Origin of the sequence: Parafilimonas terrae (assembly GCF_900115755.1) — a bacterium.
In the GTDB taxonomy this organism is placed as follows: domain Bacteria; phylum Bacteroidota; class Bacteroidia; order Chitinophagales; family Chitinophagaceae; genus Parafilimonas; species Parafilimonas terrae.
The window spans coordinates 130,910-156,824 of the sequence record NZ_FOXQ01000010.1; the positions used below are offsets into that span (position 1 = coordinate 130,910).

Annotated in this window: 24 protein-coding genes; 10 read left to right on the plus strand and 14 right to left on the minus strand. The window is 39.0% G+C overall.

Annotated elements, in window-relative coordinates; all coding sequences use genetic code 11:
• Positions 1-89 precede the first annotated feature (89 nt).
• The 4 genes from BM015_RS15720 to BM015_RS15735 all read right to left on the minus strand — a co-directional run bounded on the left by BM015_RS15720 (position 90) and on the right by BM015_RS15735 (position 6,059).
• Positions 90-911: an SDR family oxidoreductase gene (locus BM015_RS15720; RefSeq protein ID WP_090660604.1), complete on the minus strand. Its 822-nt coding sequence runs from the start codon at positions 909-911 to the stop codon at positions 90-92.
• Between the two features lie 405 nt (positions 912-1,316).
• Positions 1,317-2,333, minus strand: a complete 1,017-nt coding sequence (locus BM015_RS15725; protein ID WP_090660607.1) for a LacI family DNA-binding transcriptional regulator — start codon at positions 2,331-2,333, stop codon at positions 1,317-1,319.
• Between the two features lie 206 nt (positions 2,334-2,539).
• Positions 2,540-3,703: a mannonate dehydratase gene (uxuA, locus tag BM015_RS15730; RefSeq protein WP_090660610.1), complete on the minus strand. Its 1,164-nt coding sequence runs from the start codon at positions 3,701-3,703 to the stop codon at positions 2,540-2,542.
• A 70-nt stretch (positions 3,704-3,773) separates the two neighbouring features.
• Complete coding sequence (locus tag BM015_RS15735) at positions 3,774-6,059, minus strand: GH92 family glycosyl hydrolase (protein WP_090660613.1); 2,286 nt, start codon at positions 6,057-6,059, stop codon at positions 3,774-3,776.
• 647 nt (positions 6,060-6,706) lie between these two features.
• Between BM015_RS15735 and BM015_RS15740 the strand changes: the two genes are divergently transcribed.
• From BM015_RS15740 to BM015_RS15765, 6 genes are all read left to right on the plus strand, one after another.
• Positions 6,707-7,624 (plus strand): NADP-dependent oxidoreductase, encoded by a 918-nt coding sequence (locus tag BM015_RS15740; RefSeq protein WP_090660616.1) that lies wholly within the window; start codon positions 6,707-6,709, stop codon positions 7,622-7,624.
• A gap of 289 nt (positions 7,625-7,913) precedes the next feature.
• Positions 7,914-9,344, plus strand: a complete 1,431-nt coding sequence (gene rlmD, locus BM015_RS15745) for a 23S rRNA (uracil(1939)-C(5))-methyltransferase RlmD (protein WP_090660619.1) — start codon at positions 7,914-7,916, stop codon at positions 9,342-9,344.
• A gap of 13 nt (positions 9,345-9,357) precedes the next feature.
• Positions 9,358-10,194: a rhomboid family intramembrane serine protease gene (locus BM015_RS15750; protein WP_090660623.1), complete on the plus strand. Its 837-nt coding sequence runs from the start codon at positions 9,358-9,360 to the stop codon at positions 10,192-10,194.
• 28 nt (positions 10,195-10,222) lie between these two features.
• Entirely contained in the window at positions 10,223-11,143 is a 921-nt protein-coding gene (locus BM015_RS15755; RefSeq protein WP_090660626.1) for a rhomboid family intramembrane serine protease, read from the plus strand.
• Positions 11,144-11,365: 222 nt separating this feature from the next.
• Positions 11,366-12,262: an endonuclease/exonuclease/phosphatase family protein gene (locus tag BM015_RS15760; RefSeq protein WP_177191933.1), complete on the plus strand. Its 897-nt coding sequence runs from the start codon at positions 11,366-11,368 to the stop codon at positions 12,260-12,262.
• Positions 12,263-12,291: 29 nt separating this feature from the next.
• The gene (locus BM015_RS15765) at positions 12,292-13,407 is read left to right on the plus strand and encodes an endonuclease/exonuclease/phosphatase family protein (RefSeq protein ID WP_090660633.1); all 1,116 of its coding nucleotides are present in this window, start codon (positions 12,292-12,294) and stop codon (positions 13,405-13,407) included.
• An 87-nt stretch (positions 13,408-13,494) separates the two neighbouring features.
• Here the strand turns inward: BM015_RS15765 and BM015_RS15770 are convergent, their stop codons facing one another.
• Positions 13,495-14,016, minus strand: coding sequence for a DinB family protein (locus tag BM015_RS15770; RefSeq protein ID WP_177191934.1), 522 nt, complete (start codon positions 14,014-14,016; stop codon positions 13,495-13,497).
• Between the two features lie 78 nt (positions 14,017-14,094).
• Positions 14,095-14,475: a VOC family protein gene (locus BM015_RS15775; RefSeq protein ID WP_090660639.1), complete on the minus strand. Its 381-nt coding sequence runs from the start codon at positions 14,473-14,475 to the stop codon at positions 14,095-14,097.
• Positions 14,476-14,819: 344 nt separating this feature from the next.
• Here BM015_RS15775 and BM015_RS15780 point away from each other — a divergent pair, with 344 nt between their 5' ends.
• The gene (locus tag BM015_RS15780) at positions 14,820-15,800 is read left to right on the plus strand and encodes a GlxA family transcriptional regulator (protein ID WP_090660642.1); all 981 of its coding nucleotides are present in this window, start codon (positions 14,820-14,822) and stop codon (positions 15,798-15,800) included.
• A 5-nt stretch (positions 15,801-15,805) separates the two neighbouring features.
• On the opposite strand, the gene BM015_RS15785 is transcribed toward BM015_RS15780, so the two are convergent.
• Both BM015_RS15785 and BM015_RS15790 read right to left on the minus strand, forming a co-directional pair.
• Positions 15,806-16,222, minus strand: a complete 417-nt coding sequence (locus tag BM015_RS15785; protein ID WP_090660645.1) for a Fur family transcriptional regulator — start codon at positions 16,220-16,222, stop codon at positions 15,806-15,808.
• 5 nt (positions 16,223-16,227) lie between these two features.
• On the minus strand, positions 16,228-16,881 hold the full coding sequence (locus BM015_RS15790) for an SCO family protein (protein ID WP_090660647.1): 654 nt from the start codon (positions 16,879-16,881) through the stop codon (positions 16,228-16,230).
• Between the two features lie 88 nt (positions 16,882-16,969).
• On the opposite strand from BM015_RS15790, the gene BM015_RS15795 reads away from it, so the two are divergent.
• Positions 16,970-17,386 carry a MerC domain-containing protein gene (locus BM015_RS15795; RefSeq protein WP_090660650.1) on the plus strand — a complete coding sequence of 139 codons (417 nt, stop codon included), beginning with the start codon at positions 16,970-16,972 and terminating at the stop codon, positions 17,384-17,386.
• A gap of 67 nt (positions 17,387-17,453) precedes the next feature.
• Here the strand turns inward: BM015_RS15795 and BM015_RS15800 are convergent, their stop codons facing one another.
• The 3 genes from BM015_RS15800 to BM015_RS15810 all read right to left on the minus strand — a co-directional run bounded on the left by BM015_RS15800 (position 17,454) and on the right by BM015_RS15810 (position 20,311).
• Positions 17,454-17,930 (minus strand): Lrp/AsnC ligand binding domain-containing protein, encoded by a 477-nt coding sequence (locus BM015_RS15800; protein ID WP_090660652.1) that lies wholly within the window; start codon positions 17,928-17,930, stop codon positions 17,454-17,456.
• 539 nt (positions 17,931-18,469) lie between these two features.
• Entirely contained in the window at positions 18,470-19,243 is a 774-nt protein-coding gene (locus tag BM015_RS15805; RefSeq protein ID WP_090660654.1) for a hypothetical protein, read from the minus strand.
• A gap of 300 nt (positions 19,244-19,543) precedes the next feature.
• A complete protein-coding gene (locus tag BM015_RS15810; protein WP_090660657.1) occupies positions 19,544-20,311 on the minus strand; it encodes a DUF4197 domain-containing protein in 768 nt (255 codons plus the stop codon).
• A gap of 157 nt (positions 20,312-20,468) precedes the next feature.
• Here BM015_RS15810 and BM015_RS15815 point away from each other — a divergent pair, with 157 nt between their 5' ends.
• A complete protein-coding gene (locus BM015_RS15815) occupies positions 20,469-21,725 on the plus strand; it encodes a DoxX family protein (protein WP_143075893.1) in 1,257 nt (418 codons plus the stop codon).
• A 732-nt stretch (positions 21,726-22,457) separates the two neighbouring features.
• Entirely contained in the window at positions 22,458-24,026 is a 1,569-nt protein-coding gene (gene rmuC, locus BM015_RS15820) for a DNA recombination protein RmuC (protein ID WP_090660663.1), read from the plus strand.
• Between the two features lie 477 nt (positions 24,027-24,503).
• Here the strand turns inward: rmuC and BM015_RS15830 are convergent, their stop codons facing one another.
• The 3 genes from BM015_RS15830 to BM015_RS15840 all read right to left on the minus strand — a co-directional run bounded on the left by BM015_RS15830 (position 24,504) and on the right by BM015_RS15840 (position 25,901).
• On the minus strand, positions 24,504-24,944 hold the full coding sequence (locus BM015_RS15830) for a hypothetical protein (protein WP_090660669.1): 441 nt from the start codon (positions 24,942-24,944) through the stop codon (positions 24,504-24,506).
• Positions 24,945-24,987: 43 nt separating this feature from the next.
• A complete protein-coding gene (locus BM015_RS15835) occupies positions 24,988-25,167 on the minus strand; it encodes a hypothetical protein (RefSeq protein WP_090660672.1) in 180 nt (59 codons plus the stop codon).
• A 191-nt stretch (positions 25,168-25,358) separates the two neighbouring features.
• Positions 25,359-25,901 carry an REP-associated tyrosine transposase gene (locus BM015_RS15840; protein ID WP_090660675.1) on the minus strand — a complete coding sequence of 181 codons (543 nt, stop codon included), beginning with the start codon at positions 25,899-25,901 and terminating at the stop codon, positions 25,359-25,361.
• Between the last annotated feature and the right edge of the window lie 14 nt (positions 25,902-25,915).

Consider the following 25,915-nt stretch of genomic DNA (forward strand, 5'->3'; position numbering starts at 1 on the left):
TTAGTTGTAAAATCGTTGTTTAGTTAGAAGATATATTTATAGAATTAAGCATACATATGGCTAAATCTGCAAGACCGCTATTTATTTTCTTAAACACCGCTATTCACCACAAATCCTCCGTCAACATTAACTGTAGTACCTGTAATAAATTTTGAGGAATCGCTTAACAGCCAAATAAGTGTTCCCTTAAGTTCATCAGGATCGCCAAATCTTCCAAAGGGTGTTTGTTTAAGAATTGAATGCCCCCTGTCTGTAAGGGAGCCATCCGTATTGGTGAGTAATGTTTTGTTTTGTTCAGTTAAGAAAAATCCGGGTACAATTGCATTAATTCTAATCAAATCTTTATACCGCCTGCTCAATTCCAGTGCAAACCATTGGGTAAAACATTCTACCGAAGCCTTGGCAAGGCTATAGCCAAGTATTTTACTGATTACTTTTTTAGCTGACATCGAAGAGATATTTACAATACTTCCGCTGCCATTTCTTGCAATGGCATCTCCAAATACCTGTGTAGGCAATATTGTTCCCCACAGGTTTGTATCCATTACTTTTTTTAACCCTTCTACATTAAGATTGAAAATATCATCGCCATATTCAGTAACAGCTTCAGGAATGTTTCCGCCTGCCGCATTTACCAGGCCATCTATTTTTCCATACATATTAAGCATTTGCTTTCTGGCATTAATAAGCTCATTTTTGTTGGTTACATCTGCACACAACGCCAGCGCCCTGCCGCCGTTTAAATTTATTTCGCTGGACCGTTGTTCGGCAACCTTCCTGTTTCTTCCCAGTATGCCAACAGTTCCGCCGGCGTCTGAGATAGCTGTGATAAAAGATTTACCTATAATGCCGGTGCCCCCGGTTACTACTATAACTTTTCCCTCCAATGAAAATTCATTTTTTACAGTCATAAAATTCTGGTCTTAATAAAGTGTATAAGTATGCTTATCTAAGTGAAATAATTTCTGGTAAACTATATATACCGTATCCGGAATAAACAATCTGTTATTACTAATAGCAATCAATACTTTCCCGAAAGAAATCTTTGAAATGAGCAATCTTGTTTTCAGGGTTGAAATTGGCAGAAAAAAATAATATGCAGCAAGGTTGAACGCTTTTTATTTACGAAAACGTTTTCATAAGTAATTAAAAAAATATTGATTCATGCGGAGAAGCAATGCTTTATTAAAATTTGATTATTAATAAGTTATAAGCTTATTTTTTTCGAGTATTGTTTAATCGCTCGCTGGGCACAATGCACAACAGCCAGTTAGGTTTTCTGTATATGCCTATATATTTTTTGAACCTTTAAAAACCTATGCACTATGCGTTTTTTTTGTGCTCTGCCTGGGAATAAGCGAAGACTTCAATACAATTTTCTCATGCCTGTTCATGTACAGTTTTTTTTCTAAATAGCGAAACAGCTGCATAGCTGCCTGCTTCCCAATTTCATAAGCGGGCTGTGTAATAGTTGTAAGGCTTGGGTTTAATAAAGTAGATATTTCAAGGTTGGAAAAGCTTATTAGTTTGAGCTGCGACGGAATATCAATATCAAGCCTTTTACAAACGTTGTAGCTGGCAATCGCCATTTTTTCAATTGATGCGAAGGCACCATCTGGTTTGTTTGCAGAAGTAAGCACTTTAGTAATGGCGGCTTCGTTTGCAGCTATATCGTTACCAGATCGCACTATCAAATCATCATCCTTATTTATCCCATATTTTTTAAGGGCAGCTAAATAACCTTCATATCTTTTGCGCGAAATAGATAAATGTTCAAAAAGGCCAAAAAAACCAATGCGCCTGCAGCCACACTGGAACAAATGCTCCGTAGCCGCAAAGCCACTCTCAAAATCATCGGTAATAATACTGCTCGTTTCAATTGATTCACAAATCCTGTCAAAAAAAACGATAGGAACACCACTTTCCATTAATTCGTTCAGGTGATCATAATTGTTTGTTTCAGCCGAAACAGACATCAGTACCCCATCTACCCTTCCATTATGCAAGTGATGCGCAAATTCAATTTCTTTGCGCACATCTTCGTGTGTGATATAAATTAAAATATGATAGTTTTTTTCCTGGGCTATATATTCAATACCATTAATTACCTGTGAAAAAAAATTATTCGTGATTTCAGGAATTAAAACGGCGATTGTTTTGCTGCGATGCCGGCGCAAACTGCTGGCATAAGGATTAATGCGATAGTTTAGCTGTTTCGCCATTGCCCTTACCCGGGCTTTTGTGGGTTCACTTATTTCATAGCTGTCACGCAAAGCCCTCGATACGGTACTAATGGATAAATTTAATTGTTCAGCTAGAATTTTGATATTCATATAACAAGCAAAAAGACCCACGCAATATATGTAAAATACATAGTTATGACTTGCTATATGTTATAAAAGTTCGCAAACGTTTTCGCAAATAAAAACCTGGGTATACAAAAGCGCCAGGCACTCAAAGCAGGGCAGGTGAATTAAATTCTATAAATAGAAGATAAAACGCCAAAGCGACCGAATGGTATTTAGATATTTCAGCGTTGCTATGAATATAAAATTCCTGTTTCCAGCCCCCGCAATTCGGCCAATCCTCTTAACCTGCCTATTGCAGAATAGCCAGGGTTGGTTGTTTTGTTAAGATCGTCCAGCATCTGATGCCCATGATCGGGCCGCATGGGGATCGCAGCTTTTCTTTTATTCATTATAGCCTTTAAAGTTTTTATAATGCTGCACATGTCCGTATCTCCTTCCAAATGGTTTGCTTCATAAAAATCGCCGTTGCTATTCCGCATCGTGTTGCGCAGGTGAATAAAGTATACACGATCAGCAAATTGTTGTAACATGGCAGGAAGATCATTGTCAGCCCTAACGCCGAAAGAACCCGTACAAAAACACAATCCATTGCTTAAAGAAGGAACTGCATCAAACAATGCCTGCACATCTGCAGCAGTGCTTACAATTCTTGGTAATCCTAATATTGAGAATGGAGGATCATCCGGGTGAATTACCATTTTTACATTACAATCGTCTGCAACCGGAATTATCTCTTTTAAAAAGTAAACCAGGTTATCGCGAAGTTTATCTGCATTGATATGTGCGTAAGCATTTAATGCTTTCTGAAACTGCTGCAGCGTAAAACTTTCTTCGCTTCCCGGCAGGCCTGCAATTATATTTCGTTGCAGCAGTTGCTTTTCTTCATTTGTCATTACAGCAAACCGCTTATAAGCGGTTTCCAACTCCCGCTTTGTGTATTCTTTTTCTGCATTTTTCCGCTTCAGCATAAAAACATCAAAAGCTATAAAAGCTGCTTTTTCAAAGCGCAAAGCCTTAGAACCATCTTCCATTTTATAGGCAAGATCTGTTCTCGTCCAGTCTAAAACCGGCATAAAATTGTATGTAACTATCCTGATACCGCAAGCACTAAGATGCTTTAAGGTTTGTTTATAATTATCAATATAACCCTTAAAATTTCCCTGTTGTGTTTTGATAGCTTCGTGCACCGGCACACTTTCAACCACAGGCCAATTAAGGCCGGCCTGTTCTATCATTTTCTTTCTTGTCTTAATAGCTTCCATACCCCAGGTTTCACCATTGGGTATATTATGAAGTGCGGTAACAATACCGGAACACCCTGCCTGTTTTATATCAGATAAAGATACCGGGTCGGCAGGCCCAAACCACCGCATGGTTTGTTGCATTTTGTACATAAATTTTCTCTTTAAATTAAAGCTATTGATGGCGCTATTCCACTGAGTTAATGTTTTAGCAGAGATTAATTTATCTTGTTACAGATGGTGGCTGGCTTTGCATATCTGCGCCCCAGGAAGCGGGTTCAGCCTGCAACCAGATTTCGAACTTCCCTCCTTTGATAAGATCACTATAGCGAATATAATTTTCCGCATATTTTTTTCCATTAAAAGTTATGCGGTGAATGTATTGATCTGTGCTGTTTTTTTTGTGACAAATAATTTCAAATGTTTTTTGTTCAGGCATGTTTATGCGAATTGTATCAAATAAAGGTGAGCACAACACATAATTTCCGGATACCGGATCAACTGGATAAAAACCTATAGCTGCAAATATGTACCATGCGCTAATCTGTCCTGCATCATCATTACCGCTTAAACCGCCGGGGCCGTCATTATATTCCCTGTTCAGAATTTCCCTTACTATTTGTTGTGTTTTCCAGGGTGATGATGTGTAATTATACATGAATGGAATCTGATGCCCGGGTTCATTGCCGTGCCAATATTCGTCTTTTATAAAAAGGCTATCCAGCGCATTTTCCAGTGCCTTGCGCCCGCCCATTAATTGAGCCAGGCCATGCACATCATGCGGCACATAAAAAGTATATTGCCTGGGGGTGCCTTCTGTTATATATTTTTCCCTCACATCAGGGTTAAAACTCTCTGCCCACGCACCGCCTGCATAACGTCCACGCACAATGCCAGCCTCTTTGTAAAACACATTTTTATAGTTAAAAGACCGCTTATGTAAATCATTATAGTCAGCAGTTTTATCCAATGCCTTTGCCATAATGCTTAATGCATAATCATCATACGCGTACTCCAATGTCCGACTCACCTGTTCTTTTTTATGAAATGCATCTGGCACGCTGTCTTCCATAGGTATATAGCCATATTTTAAATAGGAAGGTAAAGCCCGCCTTCCTTTACCATCTATATATGCTTCCCTGTCCGGAACTTCAAAAGCATTTTGACGTAGCAGGCGATAAGCCTCGCTAACATCGTACCCGCGGATATTTTTATTAAAGGCAGACGCTATAAAGGCGCTGGTGTGATCGCCTACCATTTCAGAAGTATAATTATTCCAGCAGGGAAAGATGGGCATCCATCCACCTTCCTGCCCTTTTAAAATAATACTTTGAACCAGGTTGTTGATAAGGCCAGGCTTAAGTATTTCAAATAGTGGCAACTGTGCACGGTAAATATCCCACATTGAAAAATCGTCATAATAATCACCTTTCTTCAACTTATTGAACTGATAGCTGTGTGCAAAAACGGGATACATTCCGTCCACATCATTATACAACCTGGGAATCTGCATTGCATGATACATTGCCGTATAAAAAATCCGCTTTGATCTTTCATCTGCGGTTTTTACTTCAATGGCAGAAAGTGCTTTTTGCCATTCTTGCCTGGCTTCCTCTTTAATATCATTAAAATGCTTTTTCCCTATCTCCGTTTGCAGGTTTAAACGGGCCCCTTCCGCACTGCTAAAGGAAGTTCCCATGTATATATCCAGGTGCTCGCCTTTCTTTAGATAAAAACCTGCGTATCCACCTATATTTTTCTTTTTACTGATAATATTTGAAGTGTAAATTTCTGTGCCGTTAAAAGTTCCGCTGCTGCTGATTTCTTTCTCAACTTTAAGATAACACCAGCCACTGAACCCGGCAGGCTGGCCCCAACCCTGGTAAATGCGATGCGCAGGATTACCGGCTTCTATTTCTCCGCTCAGCGGATTAACCTGCAGTGAGCCTTCACCATAATCGCTATTTGGTATAACCAATACATACAAACTATCATCTTGTAACATAGTGAACCGTATAATGGCGCACCGTAATGTGGAAGTAATTTCAGTAGTAACAGGTTTGGTGTTCAGCTTATAATAATATGGCGTTGACAACTCATTCTCATGCGAAAAAGGAATGGCATATTGTTTTATATCAGTCTTTAGTTTTCCAACGACAGGCGTAATGGTAAAACTTCCAAAATCCTGCATGCAGGAACCGCTGATCCAGTGTGTGGCGCGAAACCCGCTGATGGCTGTATCATTATAGTAATAAGGTGGAAGGCATTTTGTTTCTGTGGGGTTTGTTTGTGCCACCCATTGTGTCATGCCAAAGGGCCTGCCTACAGCCGGTATGGTATTGGCTTTTTGCTCTGAACCTGCGGCAGAATGTTTTTTTGCCGCGACTGTAGTAGAAGGCGCTGTTCCAGATAAAGGCTGCACATATTGCAATACATCCTGAGCTTTCAACGATGTTAAACAGAGTGCAAGGAAAGTCAGGTGCAGTAAACAGAGGGCAATTCGTTTCATTAAGCAAGTAGGTTTATTATTATACTTTTAAAAAGTTGCCATTCATCAATAACAAATCAGGGAAGCAATATCTTTCTTTTATCATTATTTAAAACATTGCACCCTTTGTTTATTTACGGAACCGTTTCCGCATTAAATTTTAACCAGCTAATAGATTTATTTAAGTAGCCTGCAGTACTAAAGTTTTAAAATTGCCTAATGATGCCTCATTCATCTGCCTGAAAATAAGTTTGTTTATGTTGCTTTTATCGTAGTTAGTTCTTCATAAAAATACTCAGTGAGTAATTCGCTGAGTATTGCTGATAGATACTTATAAGAGATTGAAAAATGATTGAGTACAGAGGGTTTTCGAATCCTGTCCTCGCTTTAAAATGCTATGCAGATCAGCCGGGTAATCTCAGGTTCTAATTTCAGGTATAGGTTCTGTGCTTCTCTCCTTTTTTAAGCGAAATTCAAGAAGCTTTTCGATCATAACCGGCCCCCCTGATAAAATCGCCCCATTATGGTAAACAAATTAAAATTTAATTTTATAACCCGGTTTGGGAAATCATTATTACTACTTTAAATATTGAAATCATGCTGAAAAACAAATGCAACATCGTTTTATTAAGTAAATATCCGCTGTTGAACGAAAAAGGGGGTGTATTATGAAAGCGATCGTTGTAACCGACCAGTCTACAGGAAAAGCAGGAATGAAACTGACAGAGCTACCCCGGCCACAGGCTGCCATAAACGATGTCGTTGTCCAGGTTTATGCGTCGGGCATCACAGGAGATGAGTTGTCGTGGCCCTCAACCTGGGTTGATCGGGCTGGTCACGACAGGACGCCGTCAATTCCCGGTCACGAACTGGCCGGAGTAGTCACCGACCTCGGTTATGGCACAACAGGGCTGTCTGTAGGACAGCGGGTGTTTGGCCTTACGGACTGGTATCGCAACGGCACACTTGCGGAGTATGTAGCTGTTGAGGCACGCAACCTCGCCCCGCTCCCGGACGACGTTGACTTCACGGCCGGCGCCGCACTCGTGATGCCGGGCCTGACCGCATGGCAGGGGCTGTTTGATCACGGTCATCTCCAGGAGGGACAGACCGTCCTCGTACATGGTGCCGCGGGCATAGTTGGGTCCATGGCAGTCCAGCTTGCACGTGAAGCCGGCGCCCGTGTTATCGGAACCGGGCGAGCTGCCCACCGCCAAACGGCGCTCGGTTTTGGCGCACATGAGTTTGTTGATCTCGACAATGATAACCTGGAAAATATAGAAAAAGTTGACCTGGTTTTCGATGTCCTCGGCGGTGACATCGCGAAGCGCTCTGCAAGCCTGATCCGTTCCGGGGGAAGATTGGTAACCGTTACAGGCCCAACTGATGCCCGGCCTGCCAACGGATCAACAATTGACTTTGTTGTAGAAGCGAATCCTGCTCAATTAAATGAAGTCGTACAGCGGTTGCAAGAGGGGCGCCTGAGAACGAATATCGGCGCTACATCTACACTGGACGATGCCGTTGCCACTTTCAATTCTACCAATCGGGTCACCGGGAAGACAATCATCCTTGTTCGCCCTTAAAAGTAGCTGCAGAAAGAAATATTCCCGGTTGATAATCAGTGCAGTTTCTCTGGACGGATAAGAATAATGGAGTATGTATTTTCATGTTTGATAATACATACTCCATTCCTTTCTCTACCGGCGGCATAAAAATTTTTAAGATTTTAATGAGCAGAATTTCTCTCAATTGATAATAATTGTTATAGCGCATCTATATTTTTTAACCGCATTAGCAATTATAAATATCCAATCTTTATTATAACATGTTAATTTATGCTATTCCAAAACTGAATGAATTTATTTTGCAGCCGTGAGAAAACGAAGACAAAAAGTAATACTTGAAGATATTTTAATTGAAAATTATGCAGCAGAAGGAAAATCTATTGCAAGGATTGATGGCAAAGTTGTTTTTGTTGAAAACGTAGTGCCCGGTGATATTGTTGATGTGCAATTATACAAAAGCAAAAAAGATTGGGCTGAAGGTTTTCCGCTCCGGATAAAAAAACTCTCCGACAACAGGGTTACACCTTTTTGTGAACATTTTGGTGTGTGTGGTGGTTGCCAGTGGCAAATGCTGCCTTATGAAAAACAGCTTGAATATAAACAACAACAGGTATTTGATGTATTAAAGCGAATAGGTAAAGTTGAGTTGCCTGAAACGCAGAATATAGTTGGCGCAACAGAAACTAAATTCTACAGGAATAAACTTGAATATTCTTTTTCGGCAAAAAAATTTATTCCAGAAAACGAATTCAGGCAAATGCTGCATGAAGGAAAAGATACTGAAAGCGTTACCAATACCAACGTTGCAGGCTTTTATGCCAAAGGTGTGTTTGATAAAGTAGTTGATATACATAAATGCTGGCTGCAGGCAGAGCCCACCAATGCTTTAAGAAACGGCATTGCCGCTTTTGCCCGTGAACATAATTTTTCGTTTTACGATTTTAAGCAACATGCAGGCTGGCTCAGGAATATGATGGTGCGCATTGCTACCACCGGTGAAATAATGCTGAATATTGTGCTGGCTTATGAACATGAAACCAATATGCAGTTGCTGTTTGATTTTATACAGCAGCAATTTCCGCAGGTTACTACGTTGCTGTACACTATCAATGGTAAGCGTAACGACAGCATCTACGATCTTACACCACAGGTGGTTTATGGTAAAGGTTATATCGTGGAAAAGCTGGAAGATTATCAATTTAAAATAAGCCCGAAATCTTTTTTTCAAACCAACACAAAGCAGGGAGAAAAGCTGTACACAATCGCCCGCAATTTTGCAGAATTATCGGGTAAAGAAGTGGTGTATGATTTATATTGCGGCACCGGCAGCATTGGTATCTTTGTGAGCGGGCTGGCGAAAAAAATTATTGGTGTAGAGGTTATCAGCGAAGCTATTAATGATGCAAAAGAAAATGCTGCTTTAAACAACATTGCAAACACATCTTTTTATACAGGAGATGTTATTGATATATGCACAGATGATTTTTTTGAAAAAGAAGGCAAGCCTGATGTTATTATTGTTGACCCGCCCCGGGCAGGGTTGCACAATAAGCTTTCGGAAAAGCTGTTACAGATTGAAGCGCCGCTCATTGTATATGTGAGTTGCAATCCTGCAACGCAGGCAAGGGATTTGCAAATGCTCGGGGAAAAATATGCTGTTGAAAAAATACAGCCGGTTGATATGTTTCCGCATACGCATCACATAGAAAACGTTATACAATTAAAATTAAAGAACTAATTAAACTGATCGAATGAGAGAGTTCAGGCCAGGTGGTTTCCAGATATTACCGTTAATAATTAAAAACCTCATTATTATAAATGTGCTGGTATTTCTTATACAGAAAACGGTGGAAAGTGGCAGCAATCCGGATTTAATGAACGACCTGTTTGCCCTTCATACCTGGCAAAGCCCGCTGTTTAAGCCCTGGCAGTTTGTAACGCATCTTTTCATGCATGGCAGCTTTACCCATATTCTTTCCAATATGTTTGCCCTGTGGATGTTTGGTTCTGTGCTGGAAAATCTTTGGGGGCCAAAAAGGTTTCTTACATTTTATATTGTTTGCGGGCTTGGCGCCGCTTTGCTGCACATGATTGTATTGTATGTTGAAACCAGCTCTGTGGTGAATGATTTTAATGCTTTGAAAAGCAATTTCACTTTTGGCAATTTTGAAAACTTTGTAGCCGAGCACCATGTAGCTGATGTTTTTAGAAATAACGTGGTTCCCAGCATTATAAACGAATGGCGGAATAATACTTCTGACGGGTCAATTGCTCAAAATGCATATATCGTTGCCAATAGTTTTGTAACGGCCCGTTTGAACGAACCCACTTTAGGCGCTTCCGGGGCCGTTTTTGGCTGCCTGGCTGCTTTTGGTTATTTATTTCCCAATACCTATATATATATTTATTTTTTCCTGCCACTAAAAGCAAAATGGTTCGTAATTATATATGCAGGGTTTGAATTAATGATGGCTTTACAAAACAGCGCCGGCGATAATGTGGCCCACTTTGCACATTTAGGTGGCGCAATTTTTGGTTTAGCTTTAGTGTATTTCTGGAACAAGACAAACCGGCGAACATTTTATTGATATTTTCTAATTCAATTTTGCAAAAGATATGTCTGTAAGAGAACAAAACAGAAAGAAAAAGATTTTAATAGGCGATGATACCAATGCCCTTACCTGGCTCATCATTCTTAACTCTTTATTTTTTGCAGGCATACTTGCAGTGAAAGTTATTTTTTATTTAACCGCAGGCATAGAAAATACCAATACTGCAGGTATTGATAGCTGGGTTGCCCTGCCTGTAGATGGTTACCAGTTGCTCACCCGCCCGTGGACGCTGGTTACTTACATGTTTGCGCATAACAGCATCTGGTATCTTATAAGCAGCTTATTATGGCTTTGGTGTTTCGGGTATATTTTGCAGGACCTGGCAGGCAATAATAAACTCTTTCCAATTTATTTATATGGCGGTTTTTTTGGTGGCCTGAGTTTTATTATCACAGCTAATCTCATACCTTCCATACATGCAAATGCCGCTTCTATTTATATAATGGGCGCCGGTACATCGGTAATGGCTATAGCTGTTGCTACAACTACGCTTTCTCCCAAATTCAGGATTCTGCCTATGCTTAACGGAGGCATTCCTCTATGGGCACTCACATTGGTTTTTGCGGCAATAGACCTGGGCACGATTGGATTAAGCCACAGCGGAACAGTTGCCATAAGCCATATTGTTGCCGGGGCTACAGGTTTCTTTTTTGTTTACCAGTTGAAACGCGGCAGAAACATAGGCAAATGGATAACAGACCTGGCTAATTGGGTCAATGACCTTTTCAACCCCGAAAAGAAATATGCTGAAACCACTCACCGGCAGCTTTACTATAAAGCAACGCGAAAGCCTTTTGAAAAAACCCCTCATTTCAGCCAGCAAAAACTTGATGAAATTCTTGACAAAATAAACGAAGAGGGCTATCATCTTCTTACCGAAGAAGAAAAGGAATTTTTAAAAAAAGCAAGCAAAGAAAATTTTTAGTCCCGGTATTAATTCATGAAAAAACTTATAAGGTTTGCATGGATCTGCGGCTGTATTATATTAACTGCGGTTTTCCTTATTTCCTGTTTCAGCGCTTATATTTCACCGTTCTCTTTTTCGTTTATACCATTGTTTGCACTCTGGTTTCCTTACTGCTTTTTAGCGGTGATAATATTAGCTGTTACAAATTTCTTTGTACGAAGAAAGAAGTTAGGAAGCTTTATGCTTCTAACCTTATTTTTTGGTTTGCCCAATCTTCTCAAAACAGTTGCATTTAATGCACCTGCATCATTTAATATTCAAAAGAAAGATTCATCATTGAGAATACTTACCTGGAATGTGCAGGGCTTCGTTTCATCTAATCCAAAATCGGTTAAATGGTCCGGCATTTTGCAGGTGGTAAAAAATAATAACCCTGATATTGTTTGCATGCAGGAGTTCCTGAACATCATTACAGATTATGACAGCAATACTTTCATACAGGATGAAATGCAGGCCATGGGATATAACTATCATTTTTTTTCAAACGATGGCTTTTTCAGATTATACAATGGTGTAAAGGTGGTGGATGGCTGCGCCATATTTTCAAAAAAACCTTTTATTGATAGCGGCAGGGTTACTATTACCACCGATCCTGAAAAGCAAAACATGATTTATACGGATATTCAGCTCAATAATAAACCTCTCAGGATTTTTACAGCACGCCTTGAATCTTTCAGGTTATACAACGATACTTCGCGGTTAAAACAGGATATTTACGAAATAACTTATCACCGTAAAAGGGCTATTCAATATAAGCTTCGCGATATAGAAAAGCTGCATGCAAAAGAAGTGAACATCATCCGCAATAAAATTGATAATACACAGATACCTGCCATTTATTGCGGCGATGTAAATTCAGTGCCCACTTCTTACACATATCATCATTTAAGAGGAAATTTCCAGGATGCTTTTCTTGAAAAAGGCTCAGGCATTGGCCGCACTTTTTATAAAATTGTGCCTACGTTGCGTATAGATTATATTTTTACTGATAAACAGTTTAAGATTGAGCAATGTACAGTTTCCGGCAAAAAGATTTCCGATCATTATCCTGTTATAACCGACCTGCAATGGAAATAAAATTTATGCCAATTCGTTAATTTTAATTAATGGCAAATATTGTACGGCATATCATCAGAAACATTTTCCTTGTTATAACTATAATAATTTGCCTGGTGTATGTGCTAACGCTGCTGGTTCCGTTTTTAAATCCGCAACACTGGTGGCTGGTTGGCTTTCTCGGGCTTACATTTCCCTATCTGTTTTTTTTATTATTGTTTGCCTTCTTTTTCTGGCTTATTGCAAAGCCCAAAATATCATTATTGCCACTGCTTATTTTACTGCTTGGCTATAAACAAATAAGCGTAACATTCGCGGCCAATTTTACACCGTCCAATCTGAGCATTAAACCCGACAGCACTGTGCGCCTCATAAGCTGGAATGTGGCTAATATGTATGGCTTAAGTAAAAACCAGGAAACCAAGCAACATAACCGCACAGAACTGGCCCAGTCAGTGCTCGATCTTCAGCCCGATATTATTTGTTTGCAGGAATTTAATCATTCCTTTACACGTGGTGAAAATGCCGATAACATTGGGCTCTTCAGCAAAAAGTATCCTTATTATTTTTATTCAAAAGACTATGATAAGGAAAACGGTTTTTATACTTCGGGCTCAATCATTTTTTCAAAATACCCGCTTATCGATTCAGGAAAAACAGGTTTTCCCGGCGAGTTTGCCGGCAGCCTCATTTATGTGGATGCCAAAATAAACAACGATACGCTGCGCATTTTCACAACCCATCTCCAATCGTTTGGATTTAATACTGCTGATTATGCCGAGATGAATAAAATAAAAGAACGCGATGATGAAGCTATACACGCTTCCAAAAATATTTTTATTAAGATGAAAGCCGCCTTTACTAATCGCGGCCTGCAGGCTGATATTGTGCGGCGGCAAACAGATTCCGTTACGTATTCCTCGGTTATTTGCGGCGATTTTAATGATGTGCCTACTTCTTACACTTATTTCCGGGTAAAGAACCGCCGGAGCGATGCCTTTCTAAAAACAGGCACGGGCGTTGGCAAAACTTACAGCACATTAGCGCCCATGCTTCGCATTGATTATATTTTGCCCGATACCAGCATTATGGTAAAACAATTTGATATGGTTGATGAAAACCTCAGCGATCATGTAATGCTGGTAAGCGATTTAAAACTGAAATAAATAAAAACCTAAAACCCGGTTTTTATGTCTCAGCTTAATAGCCAGAACTACGTGCTTTTAGCCAACATGTTTATGTCAAACACTTTATCAGGAAAGGTTTTTAATTGTGCCAAGTATGTTTTTTAACTGGCGGATATGCCTTTGTGTATGATATAATACAAAGTGCAGTAATTCAAGCTTGGTTATTTCACCAAATACAGGCAGGTCAATAATTTCAGAAAGATCGGTTTCATTGCGCCCGGTTTGCAAATTCGTGATTGATAGTTTTAACGCACTCATTATTTGTTCCTTGTTATGATAGCCATCTTCAGGAATAGTAAAATCGGGCGAATTATATTTTGCCGTAAAATCAAGAAATATTTTTTTAAGATTACCTGCATTTTGTTCAGGGTCTCTTTCAGCAGGCAAGCCGTGCATTTGCAAGCCTTGCACTATAGCCCGGTTCGACTTCGTTATATGAATTAATACCTGCGCTGCCGTCCAGCTATTAGCGAAAGGAACTGCGTTGAGCGTTTCTTCCTTTTCATTCTGCACCAATTGCATTAATTCGTTGCTTGTTGCATCAAGACTGCTGAATAATGCTTCAGTATTTATTTTTTCTTTTGTCATAATATAATGTTTTTGGGGCTGCAAAGCAGCAGCCCCGGTTTGTTGAAAGCTTTTACTAAACCACATTATTTTAAAAAATCATTTCACTTCAACCACAGAAAGTATATTACCCGCCGGGTCTTTAAACCAGGCAATATTTGGCCCTCCATTATTCCTGCTTATACCTTTTTCATCTGTTTTAATATCGCCGCCATATTGTTCGAATACAATACCTTTTTCAATGAGGGCATCCACGGCTTTATCAATATCATCAACCGGGAAATTTAAAATGGTAAAGGTGGCCGGCTCATGGTTAGGCTTTGGATAAATAATAATTGGATTGTTGTCTTTAATATGCAGCTCTAATATGCCCATTTTGCCATCCGTTACTTCAAGCCCAAGTACATTGCCATAAAATTCCTTTGCTTTCTGTATATCATTTGCAGAAAATCCGCTGAATGCCTTTGTGTGTTTAAACATAAATCAGTTTTTAATTGTTATTGAATTTTTCAGTATCATCATCAACACCAAGCTTTTTACAGAATTCCAATTTTTCTATTATGCTGATTTTACAATACAAACTTAAAATGTGCCAATAATTTTTGAGCGGTGCATATACGGCTTTGTGAGGGGTTGATTACGACAAAAACATTTTTTATGTTTGCTGTGCGCATTGCGGCCATAACCTGGCGTCATAACCAGGTGCAGTTGAAGGGAGTGACGCAAACCTGCCTACGTGGACGCAGTTCAGGCAAGGAAGCTTAATAGTATTACAATAGCCTGTAACATAGAAAAATTGCGCAGCAATTGAAAAACACAACAATATGAAACATGTATCAATTCTTATTCCACACGGGCATACAAGCGTAGTGAATATTGAAGGCACACACCAGATTATGAACGAAGTGAACACGTTGCGTGCACGTGAAGGCAAACCGCCTTTATTTAAAGTGCAGCTCGTGGGCATTTCGAAAGAGGCAAGCCAGCGTGGTTTATTTACAATTATGCCCGATGTATTGATTGACGATATAAAGAAGACTGACCTGATAATGATACCGGCCATACATGGCAAGCCTGATTCTGTCATGCAAAACAATGATGCCTTTGTGTCCTGGATAAAAGATCAATATGAGCGCGGTGCAGAAATAGCCACATTTTGCATTGCATCATTTTTCCTGGCAAGCACAGGATTGCTTGATGGCAAGCAATGCGCTACACACTGGACAGCGGCCAATGATTTTAAAAAACTGTTCCCGGAGGTAAACCTGGTGGATGATAAAATTATGACAGAAGACAGTGGCATTTATACAAGCGGCGGCGCTTACTCTTTTTTAAACCTGCTGGTATATATTATTGAGAAATATGCAGGCCGCCAAATTGCCGTAATTATCGCCAAAGAATTTATGATTGATATTGACAGGATAAGCCAGTCTCCTTTCATAATTTTTGAAGGCCAGAAAACGCATGATGATGAGCCCATAAAAAAAGCGCAGGAGTTTATTGAAAACAATTTTGAAGAAAGAATAACTGTTGACCAGCTTGCTTCCATGTTTGCTTTGGGCAGGAGGAATATGGAACGCAGGTTTAAGAAAGCTACGTCAAACACTGTTATTGAATATATTCAGCGTGTAAAAATTGAAGCCGCTAAAAAGAACCTTGAAAGCAGCAGAAAAAACGTGAATGAAGTAATGTATAATGTGGGTTATAATGACCCGAAAGCTTTCAGAACAATCTTTAAAAAGATAACAGGCTTATCGCCACTTGAATACAGGAATAAATATAATAAAGAAGCGATTGCTGTGTAAGAAGGTTACCTGCAGTTTTTGCAAATACCATTTACCAAAACATTGGTTTGATGCACGGAAAATCCTTTTGGAATAGTTACCTGGGGAATAGTTACATTATCCAGGCAATAAGTGGTGCCGCATTCCTCGCATAAAAAATGTACGTGATCATCATGGTGATGGCCTTCGCTGCAGGTATCCTTGCACAAAGCATACATGATGGAATTATCTGCAGTAGGTATGGTATGAATAATTCCTTTATCAACAAAAGTTTGAAGTGTGCGGTAAATAGTTACACGGTCAAAATGTTTGCCGCTCATTTTTTCAATATCGCCATGGGAAAGCGCTTTACCGTTTTTCTGAAAAAGCTCCAATATTTTAAGCCTGTTTTCTGTAACGCTAAGCTGGTTATTTTTTAATATTTCTGATATTACATCTTTCATCTCTGTTAATTTGCGAATGATGTGCCGTTAGTTGTTATTTCAGGCGGTTTTGTTTCTTTCAATAATGCGCGGATGTTAGTTTCCATCAGCTTTAATTCATCAGGCTTTAAGGCATCATATACCTGGCCGCGTACATTACCAAATTTATCAACCAATGCCACAAATTGTGAATGCAAAAACTGGTCGTTAATGTTGCCTACATTATTATTGGGATCATCAATTAAATAACTGTTGCGGGCGGCAAAGTAAAGGCTGTCTTTTCTGCCGGTGAGAAAAACCCATTTGCGCGTGTCAACCTTCATTGAATCGGCATAATGCTTTAACTGCGCAGCGGAATCTGTTTCAGGATCGCAGGTATTGGAAACAATCATGAAATCTTTTTCGTTCTTAAAATCGCTATATACTTTATCAAGGTTATTATTCATTACAGGGCAAATTCCTTTGCAGGTGGTAAAAAAGAAATTAACGGCGCAAACTTTTCCGGCCATATCTTTTTCGGTAAAGGGCTGGTTATCCTGGTTGGTAAAAGCGAATGGCTTTACAAAGCTGATGATAGGAGCTTTTGCTTTCCATTTATCTGTGCCTGCAAAAACAGCTACTAAAAACCCGGCAGCGAGCACTAAAAAGAAACTTATATATCCAACAACTTTTTTACTCATACATGCAAAGTTATAAAAGCCAGAAACAAGTAATTGTTAACGAAATTAATTTTGCAACACTGTTGCAAAACTTTACTTTTGCATTTCGATGATAAAAACACTTAGAAAAATCAATCTTGATACATTAGGAATTTCCGCTTCGCTGATATGCGCTATTCACTGCGCCGTTTTGCCCTTGTTTTTTACAAGCCTGCCTTTATTCGGGTTAGAAGTATTGCATAACAATATATTCGAATACAGCATGATTGGTTTGGCCGGTTTAATCGGCTCTTATTCCTTATACCATGGCTGGAAAAAACACCATCATAAAAAATTACCCCTTATTATTTTCTTTATTGGTCTTTTGCTTTTGATACTGAAAGAAGTGATTACGGGCGCTGAAATATTGTTACTGATCCCCGCTGCTATGCTTATCATAGGCGCACATATTTTAAATTATAAAGATTGCAGGAAAGCTAATCATTGCCATAAAAATGATTGCAATCACGAGCATTTGGTTGGATAAAGGCTGCCTAAGGCCCAACGTTTTTGAAACGCCGGGTAGCATCATTACCTGCTGTTTTTAAATTGCCTCACAATTCGTTTTCTGCTACCAGCACATTTCTCGAAAAACTTTCTTCAAGCGAAATAATAGTGTCTGTTCGTTCAATGCCTTTTATTTTCTGAAGCTCGTCGTGCAGCACAAATTTTAACTGGCTGATGTCTTTGCACACCACTTCTGCAAACATGCTGTAATTGCCCGTGGTATAATTAAGGCGCACAATCTGCGGTATCTTTTTTAATTGTGCCGCCACGCTATCGTACAGCGAACTTTTTTCAAGATAAATGCCAATGAATGCAATAACATCGTAGCCGAGGATTTTAAAATCGATATTGAATTTTGTTCCCCGCACAACGCCAAGCTCCTGCATTTTTTTAATGCGCACATGAATGGTACCGCCGGAGACGAACAGTTTCTTCCCAAGGTCGGCATAAGAAATATTGGCATTGTCCACCATAGCCTGGATTATCTGAAAATCCAGTTTGTCAAGATTTAATTTACCGGTCATATCAGCAGGTGATTTTAGAAAATATTTACTCAAATATATAATCTATTAGACGTTTTCTATAATTAAAAAATTTGGCTTGAAAAATTTCTATTGAATTGGTTTTTAGTTTTAATATTGCACTGCAAACGCAATTAGTTCTTATACATACTGTGGGGTGATGAAATTTTTGGCAGACATGCCCTCTCGTCTCGGGGGTGAGGATTACGGGATAAACAAAATGTAGAGCCGACGTTACTTTTGGTAAGGCCGACCAGGGTTGACCACTAAACTTTGCATTTTAGCTAACCGCCTCGTGGAGGTTCGACCCCTCCCCCTACAGCTTAAAAGAGCCTTAGCTTGTGTGATTATGAATGAGTTAAGGCTTTTTTGTTTTTAGCCACGAACACCTAAGCGCAATATTATCTACTCATCTCTTCAATTTTCTATGCTTTTTCCTTTTGATAAAAGACTATTTAAAAAAATAATACCAATCATTGCCGTTACATACAAATAAAAAAGCCGGCATAAGCCGGCCTGCTTTCAAAGGTTAACAATTGTGTTTATTGATATTCGAATTTTAGTTGTGTTTCACCATCGTTGCTGGTAAGCACATAACCCTTATCATCAAATGTATAAGCGGAGTTTATGCTATAATCTTCTTCGGTGCCGGGAAAATCCCATGCAACAGAAAGCAGCTCATTATCCACGCCATATTGTACGGCAAACCCGGCCTGGTCTAATACCCAGTTGGTTATTTTAGGAAATACAGGTTTGTGATTGCCAAATGTGAAAGTGGCTGAATATTTATAAGCACCTGTGCTGGTAATAGATTTGGGATTACCATTGGCATAGGTTACTGCAAAGTTCATTGAAGTTTCGCCCATCAGTAAATCCACTTTAATGTTCGTTACCTGGTTATTGCTTACAATATAGGTGAGCTTGTCATCTTCAATTAAAGCATCCGGCTCGCCTGCTGTAAGCTGCCAGCTTTTGAATGTACCTGAAACCGGTATGTTATTCTGGTACGTGTAAGTATAAACGTTTTTAAATTCATTGTCTTCCCTTTGTTCAATACCGGTAAGGTTACCTGCGTTATCATACGTAAATATTGTTGACTTTGAATCATCGGTGCTTTTAACTGATGTAAGGCGGTTATCGTTATTGTACGTTAAGTTGTACGTAGTTACCTGCCCATCTTCAGTCTCAATTACCTTTACCAATTTCTTTCCGGAATTGCCCGGCCCGCCCGGCGCAGGATCTGATGAGTCTTTTTTGCACGATGCAAATGATAGCAAAGCAACAGCAATGGTTGCAATAAGTGATAAGTGTTTCATGTGTTATGTTTTGTGTTTTAGTGTTTACAGGCTTAGCTGCTTTTTTTATTTATGATGCAATACTAAACCGCACACACTACGCGGTACAGGGCGCCTGTAATGAGTTGCATTTTGATAAGGATGAATTGAAGATATAGCGATTATAAATTGTTCATCAAGCCGGCCCGGCCATGTGTTTATAATGAAATGAATAATAAGCAAAACAGCTCCTGGCGGAGCTGCATTATATAACTGAAAGAGGTAATTAATTAAAGAAGGCTTTACTCAAAATATTCAAAGCATCAACCATGAACAACATCATTAATTGCTGCTGCCAAATACTTTCTTTAAAAGCTCGGTTGTGCGTGCTGCGGGGTTATCCCTTATGTCTTTTTCCTGCTGGCCTATCTCATAAAAAATGCCGTTCAAAGCCCTGCCTGTTACATAGCTTGAAAGGTCTGTATCGAGTTTATTGTTGCCAAAAAGATTGATCTTATTATAGGCAGTAGCTAAATCGCTCCAGTATTTTGTAGCATTTACTTTCTGCAGCGACTTTTCTATTACAGGTTTAAATGCCGCCGTTAAAGGATCAGTTGTTTTTGTTTTAAGATAATGCGTTGCAGAAGTATCGTTACCTTTTAAAATACCCCAGGCATCCTGGATGGTCATTTGTTTTATGGCATTCACAAATATGGGCGCTGCACTTTTACTGGCATCTTCAGCCGCGTGGTTCATAGAAGCAATGGCATCATCTGCAAGTTTACCAAGGCCTGCACTGCGCAATACCTGTTCAGCTTTCTGCGCTTCGGGCGGTAATAAAATTTTTATGGCTGCATTTTTTAAAAATCCATTAACGGCAGAGAGTTTCGACGTGCCGTTTTGTGTTCCTTTTTCCAAAGCTTGTTTTAAACCGGCTACCACATCTTCTGTGCTAAGCGAAGAGTTGCCCTGCGACAATCCGTCCAACACATTGCTTACAGAAGAATCTTTGGAAACAGATTTTATTACTTTATCCAGCAACTGTGCATGGAGTGCAGAACAAATAAACAGGGTTGCTAAAAACAGGCTTAACAATTTTTTTATATGCATGGTTCAAAGATAACAGCGCCGGTTTTAAGGTAGCGTTAAATGCGGCTGATGCGGGCAGTTATTTAATACAGAAAAGAAAGAATATATCCGGCTCTTATTACATCACAATTTGTTTAAATAAACCCTGGTTTTTATATTGCCACAAAACATGCTGCTCATGGAAAATATACTTACTCCAGAAGAACAAATAAAAATACACGATAGCTTATTAAAAAAATTCTTCGGCCTTTGGGCGGTGGTGTATGTGTATGCTTTTATGGCTACTTCGCAATTCAGCATTCCCATACCTTTTCTTGAACAATTCGTGGTTTGGTTTGGCAAAACATTCCTGCACCTGGAAGACCTGCATAAAATAACCAACACCGGCAGTGGCGATACCACGTACGATTTTGTTTTGATATTGGTTATCACCATTCTTTCTTTACTCATCACCATTATCATTTTATTTATTGACCGCAAACGCGCCAGCTATCGTTCTTTATATTTATTCACGATTGTTATTGCACGGTACTATGTAGCGTTTACCATGATCACGTATGGCTTTGCAAAACTCTTCGACGGGCAGTTTCCCGCCAATGGTTATTCAAGGCTGGAAGAAAAAGTAGGCGATATGTCGCCCATGGGTATGGTGTGGGCATTTATGGGCGCATCCCGTGCTTATACTTTTGTTTCAGGCCTGCTTGAATTTACCGGCGGCGTGTTATTGTTATTCAGGAAAACAAAAACCATCGGCGCATTATTTTCCATGGCAGTAATGCTGAATGTTGCTTTACTGAATTATATGTATGATGTGCCGGTTAAAATATTCTCCACGCATATTGTATTGCTCTGCATTTTTATATTAACGTTCGACTGGAAACTGTTGTATAATTTCTTTATCCGTCACCGCACAGAGAAACTTTATTACAATAAACTGAGGGCGCCCAAAAAATGGATGCAAATTTCATTAAGGGTAATAAAAATTCTATTCATAGTGGTTATGCTGAACAATAACTATTATTATTTACAACGTGCATTCAATAAACAACCGCTTCCTATGGAAGGATATTATGCCGTGAATACTTTTATACTTAACCATGATACATTGCCCGTAATTGCCAATAAAAAAGATACCGTTGGCTGGAGCAAAATGTTTATACAATATCCGGGCAGCGTATCTGTTAAACTAAATTCCGATACTACTATATGGAAAAAAGTAAAGGTTGATACGGTTAAAAAAACTTTCAACATCAGCAACTACGACTCCACGCAATATGCTTTGCTTAATTATACCATGCGTAATGATACGGTGGCCTTCAACGGAACTATCAAAAACGATACAGCCACTATTATATTCATCCGCAAACAAAAGAAAGATTATTCGCTCAGCGGAAGAGGTTTTCACTGGATAAATGAATACCCGCCGAATTGGTAAATCGTCTGAACCAGGATTTATAGGATTTTTCTGATTAAAAGATTATACAATCTCAAACAAGAGCAAGCGTTATATAAAAAGAAAACACTTGCAAAATGACACTAAATTCAATAACAAGCAACACAATAAAGCAAGCCGCACAGAGGGAGGCGATGGCCCGGCAAAACGTGCGGAGCAATCGGGTTTGTCTTGATTTTTTGGTTCTTTTGCATCAAGGCAAAAGAACATACTAAAACTTTAATTCATTTATATTATTCCTCTGTACTTTTCTCTTGAAAGAAAAGTACCAAAAGTTCAAGCACGGATGATATTTCGACACATCCGTGCACGTCCCTGATTAAGCTTTTGTACTGATGATTCTTCAGCAGTTGAACCCTGATACTTGCCTGAACCTGGATTATAAGATTCTTCGGCTTAAAAGATTATACAATCTCAAACAATCAAAAACGTTATATAAAAACCGGACACAAATAATATGATTAATAATGATCAAACATTCAGCAAGTAACATAATTAATAAAGCAAGCCACACAGAGGGAGGCGATGGCCCGGCAAAACGTGCGGAGCAATCGGGTTTGCCTTGATCTTTTTGTTACTTTTTCCATCAAGGGAAAAAGTAAAGAAGAAACTTTTTCATTCAAAAAATAATCACTACTAAAATCAATTCATCAAACAAAAAAATCATTTATAAAACACAAACCCATCAATTTCGCCAATCAAAAAAAATAAATAATGGCAGTACTCTATATATTACTCGGCATAATCATTTTACTCTTAATTATTGTATTAATAAAATCATTCACCGGCAACAATAATGCACAGCAGCAATCTATAGAAAACATAGAAACAAAACTGAATGAAACTGCCATTCAGCAAAACGCTAAACATGAAGCTTTGCAAAGCAACCTGCAACGCATAGAAGCCGCCCTGCTTGCCGCCGGCCAGCACACAGAACAATCCCTGCGCAACGATTTGCAGCAGGGCCAGGAAACCATCCGCAAAGAAATTTCTTTCAACCGCATTGAAACCAATAACCAATCCTTACGCGCCAGGCAGGAACAAACAAAAGCCCTGCAATCCTTCGAAGAAAAACTCAATCACCTCACCAATACCATCGATCATAAATTATCTGCTTTCAGCGAAAGCAATAATAGCAATGCACTTGCTTCACGCACAGAAATAAAAGAAGCGCTCAACAGTTTCAAAAAAGATTTAGCGCAAAGCATCGGCGATTTCAATACACAGCAAAAAGATAATTTCTATCAATTGCTGCGCAAACAAAGCGACCAAAACACAGACACCAGCACGAAGCTCGACACCATGCGCAACACCATCGAACAAAAAGTTACCGCCATGCAAACCAGCAACGAGCAGAAGCTGGAACAAATGCGCATTACCGTGGATGAGAAACTGCAGAAAACATTGGAAGCAAGGCTCGGCGAAAGTTTTAAACTCGTAAGTGAAAGACTCGAAGCCGTACACAAAGGCCTTGGCGATATGCAAACTTTGGCCACCGGTGTTGGCGATCTTAAGCGTGTGCTCAGCAATGTAAAAACACGCGGCGTGCTTGGCGAGTATCAACTGGAAAGTTTGCTGGAACAAATCCTCACGCCTGATCAATATGCAAAAAATGTAAAGACCAAACGTGGCAGCAATGCACTGGTGGAGTTTGCCGTAAAGCTGCCCAACAAACAAAACAGCAACGAACCTTTATGGCTGCCCATCGATAGTAAGTTTCCCAAAGAAGCTTTTGAATTGCTCACCGATGCGTATGAACACGGCAACCCCGAACAGGTGGAAGAACACCGCCGCACCTTCAGCAAAGGCATACGCAACTGCGCACAGGATATTTGCAGCAAATACATTGATGCGCCCAACACCACTGATTTTGCCATACTCTTTTTACCATTCGAAAGCCTGTATGCCGAAGTGCTGCGCACGCCCGGGCTCTTCGAAAGCATGCAGCGCGAATGCCGCGTTATCATTACCGGCCCCACCACGCTCAGCGCGCTGCTCAACAGTTTACAAATGGGTTTCCGCACCCTCGCCATAGAAAAGCGCAGCGGCGAAGTATGGCAGTTGCTCAGCGCCGTAAAAACAGAGTTCGGCAACTTTAATACATTGCTCACCAAAGCGCAAAGCAACATACAAACCGGGCTTAACCAACTGGAAGATGTGGTGGGCAAACGCACCAAAGCCATAGAAAGAAAATTAAAAGACGTGCAGGTGTTGAATGTGGATGATGCGAATAAAATAATACCAATGATTGGAGATGAACAATTGAATGATGAAGAAGAATAATTTTTATTTGGGGCTGTCAGCGGTTGTATATCTATCAACTGCATTTCGGGCTTTACAGCAAATCCGGCACAAGGCAAACGCACAAAACCTTCACCGTGTTTTCCATTTCAATCCCGCAGCCGTTTATCTGTTAAATAATTATCAGCATAATTTACAGAAATACGGCAAAGAATAGGCAAGTTAAATTACCACTATTAGGATTTTCAAAAAAATTGCTCACTGTATTTAATTGTTGTTCTGGCAATGATTTTAAAACTGCTATTATTAATTTTTTTAACAACTTAGTTTCCGCTCTTAATTCCTAACTTGTTTTTCTAAACTTTCACCGGTGTTAAATTCTTGATTAGAATTAGCATTTAATAAGGGTAAATAATCAGTTATTTGCATTTTTATAAATTTTTAATATTGCCAATATTTGTTTCTTAAAATTATTCTGTTACTGTCAAGATAAAAGGATAGTAATGAGAAGAAGAATGGTCAATAAGAATCAGGATCATTAGGATTATAATAATTACCTCCATAATCTTCGTCATCATAATTTTTCTCTCTCAAATCTCTCCATGGATCTTCAATGTCTGACCACATACCGTCTTCCTTGCCACCATATTGCTCATCTAATTCGGCATCTTTCTCTGCCTTTTCTATCATTTTAAAAAAAGGTTCATTTTTTTTAAAAAACCATTCTGACAATTTTATTACAAGAAGCTTATGATTTCTATCAACTCCATCGTAATCTTTGCACTTGCGAAATTCATTGAAAATAATTTGACTTTTAGGAATCCATAGACTTTTATAACGTTCCTGCCCTATTTGATACTCAAGCATTATAGCTAAATGCGTAATTTTTCCTATTTGAAAATATCCAACATCTTCAATGACAACTCCTCTTCCGAGTGTAAATACTTCATCTTCATTCATAATAAAAATTTTTAATTGAAAAACAATTATTAAAAGAAAATAACTATACGTCCGTTGGTATAAAATTGTTTAAACCAATTGATTGCTCTGCAATTTTTATTGCATCGTTATAACTTTGTGCTTCAATTATGCATTCATAAAATCTTCCAGTTTCAGGACTAAAATCACCGCTATAATAGTTGTGAGTTTCTTCTTTTTTCACAACAATTTCTTCTGCTATCAACTTGTCATTCTTGCGTATTATCCTATATCCCCAACTCGGCGAAGTGTTCGGGGAGTCTCGGCGAAGTTTGCAACTTCGCCGCATCTATTTTAAAGTTTGTAACTTTGATTCAGCATTCAACAACAAAAGAAGAAGTTTAAAACTTCAATATAACATAAGCGAAGTTGCAAACTTCGCTTAGCGTCCAAACATTATTTCGGCGCTAATTCAATCAGGCATTTTTTGTTATAATAAAATCTTGCACTGCTGTATAAATAATCTTCCGCATGCTCTACAATGCCTGCACGAACAGGATTATTATGAATATAATCTGTTCGTTGCCGCCACATCTTTTCATAACTTAATTCAACAGCATGATAATCCTGTTGCCAAAACTGGTAAGTTTTATTATTGCTGTTTCTTGCGCCTGCAAAAGCAAACTTTTTCAGTAACCATTCTTTTCTGCTTTCATTTGTATTTATAATAGCATCAATTATTTGTTTGGCAGTAAATTTTTTAAAATCCCTGATAATGTCACTTAACAGAAGTTTGTCACTTGAAACAATTGCATGCAGATGATTGCTCATTATTACAAATTCATAAACATATAACCCTTTATTTGTAATACAATATTTCAGGCTTTCGATTAAAATATCTTTATATTCTTTTCTTGTAAAAACATCCACCCAATCAATAACAGTTAATGTAATAAAGTAAGCACTATGCTGGTCTTTTATTCTGTATGCATCAGCCATTCGATGAAATTATA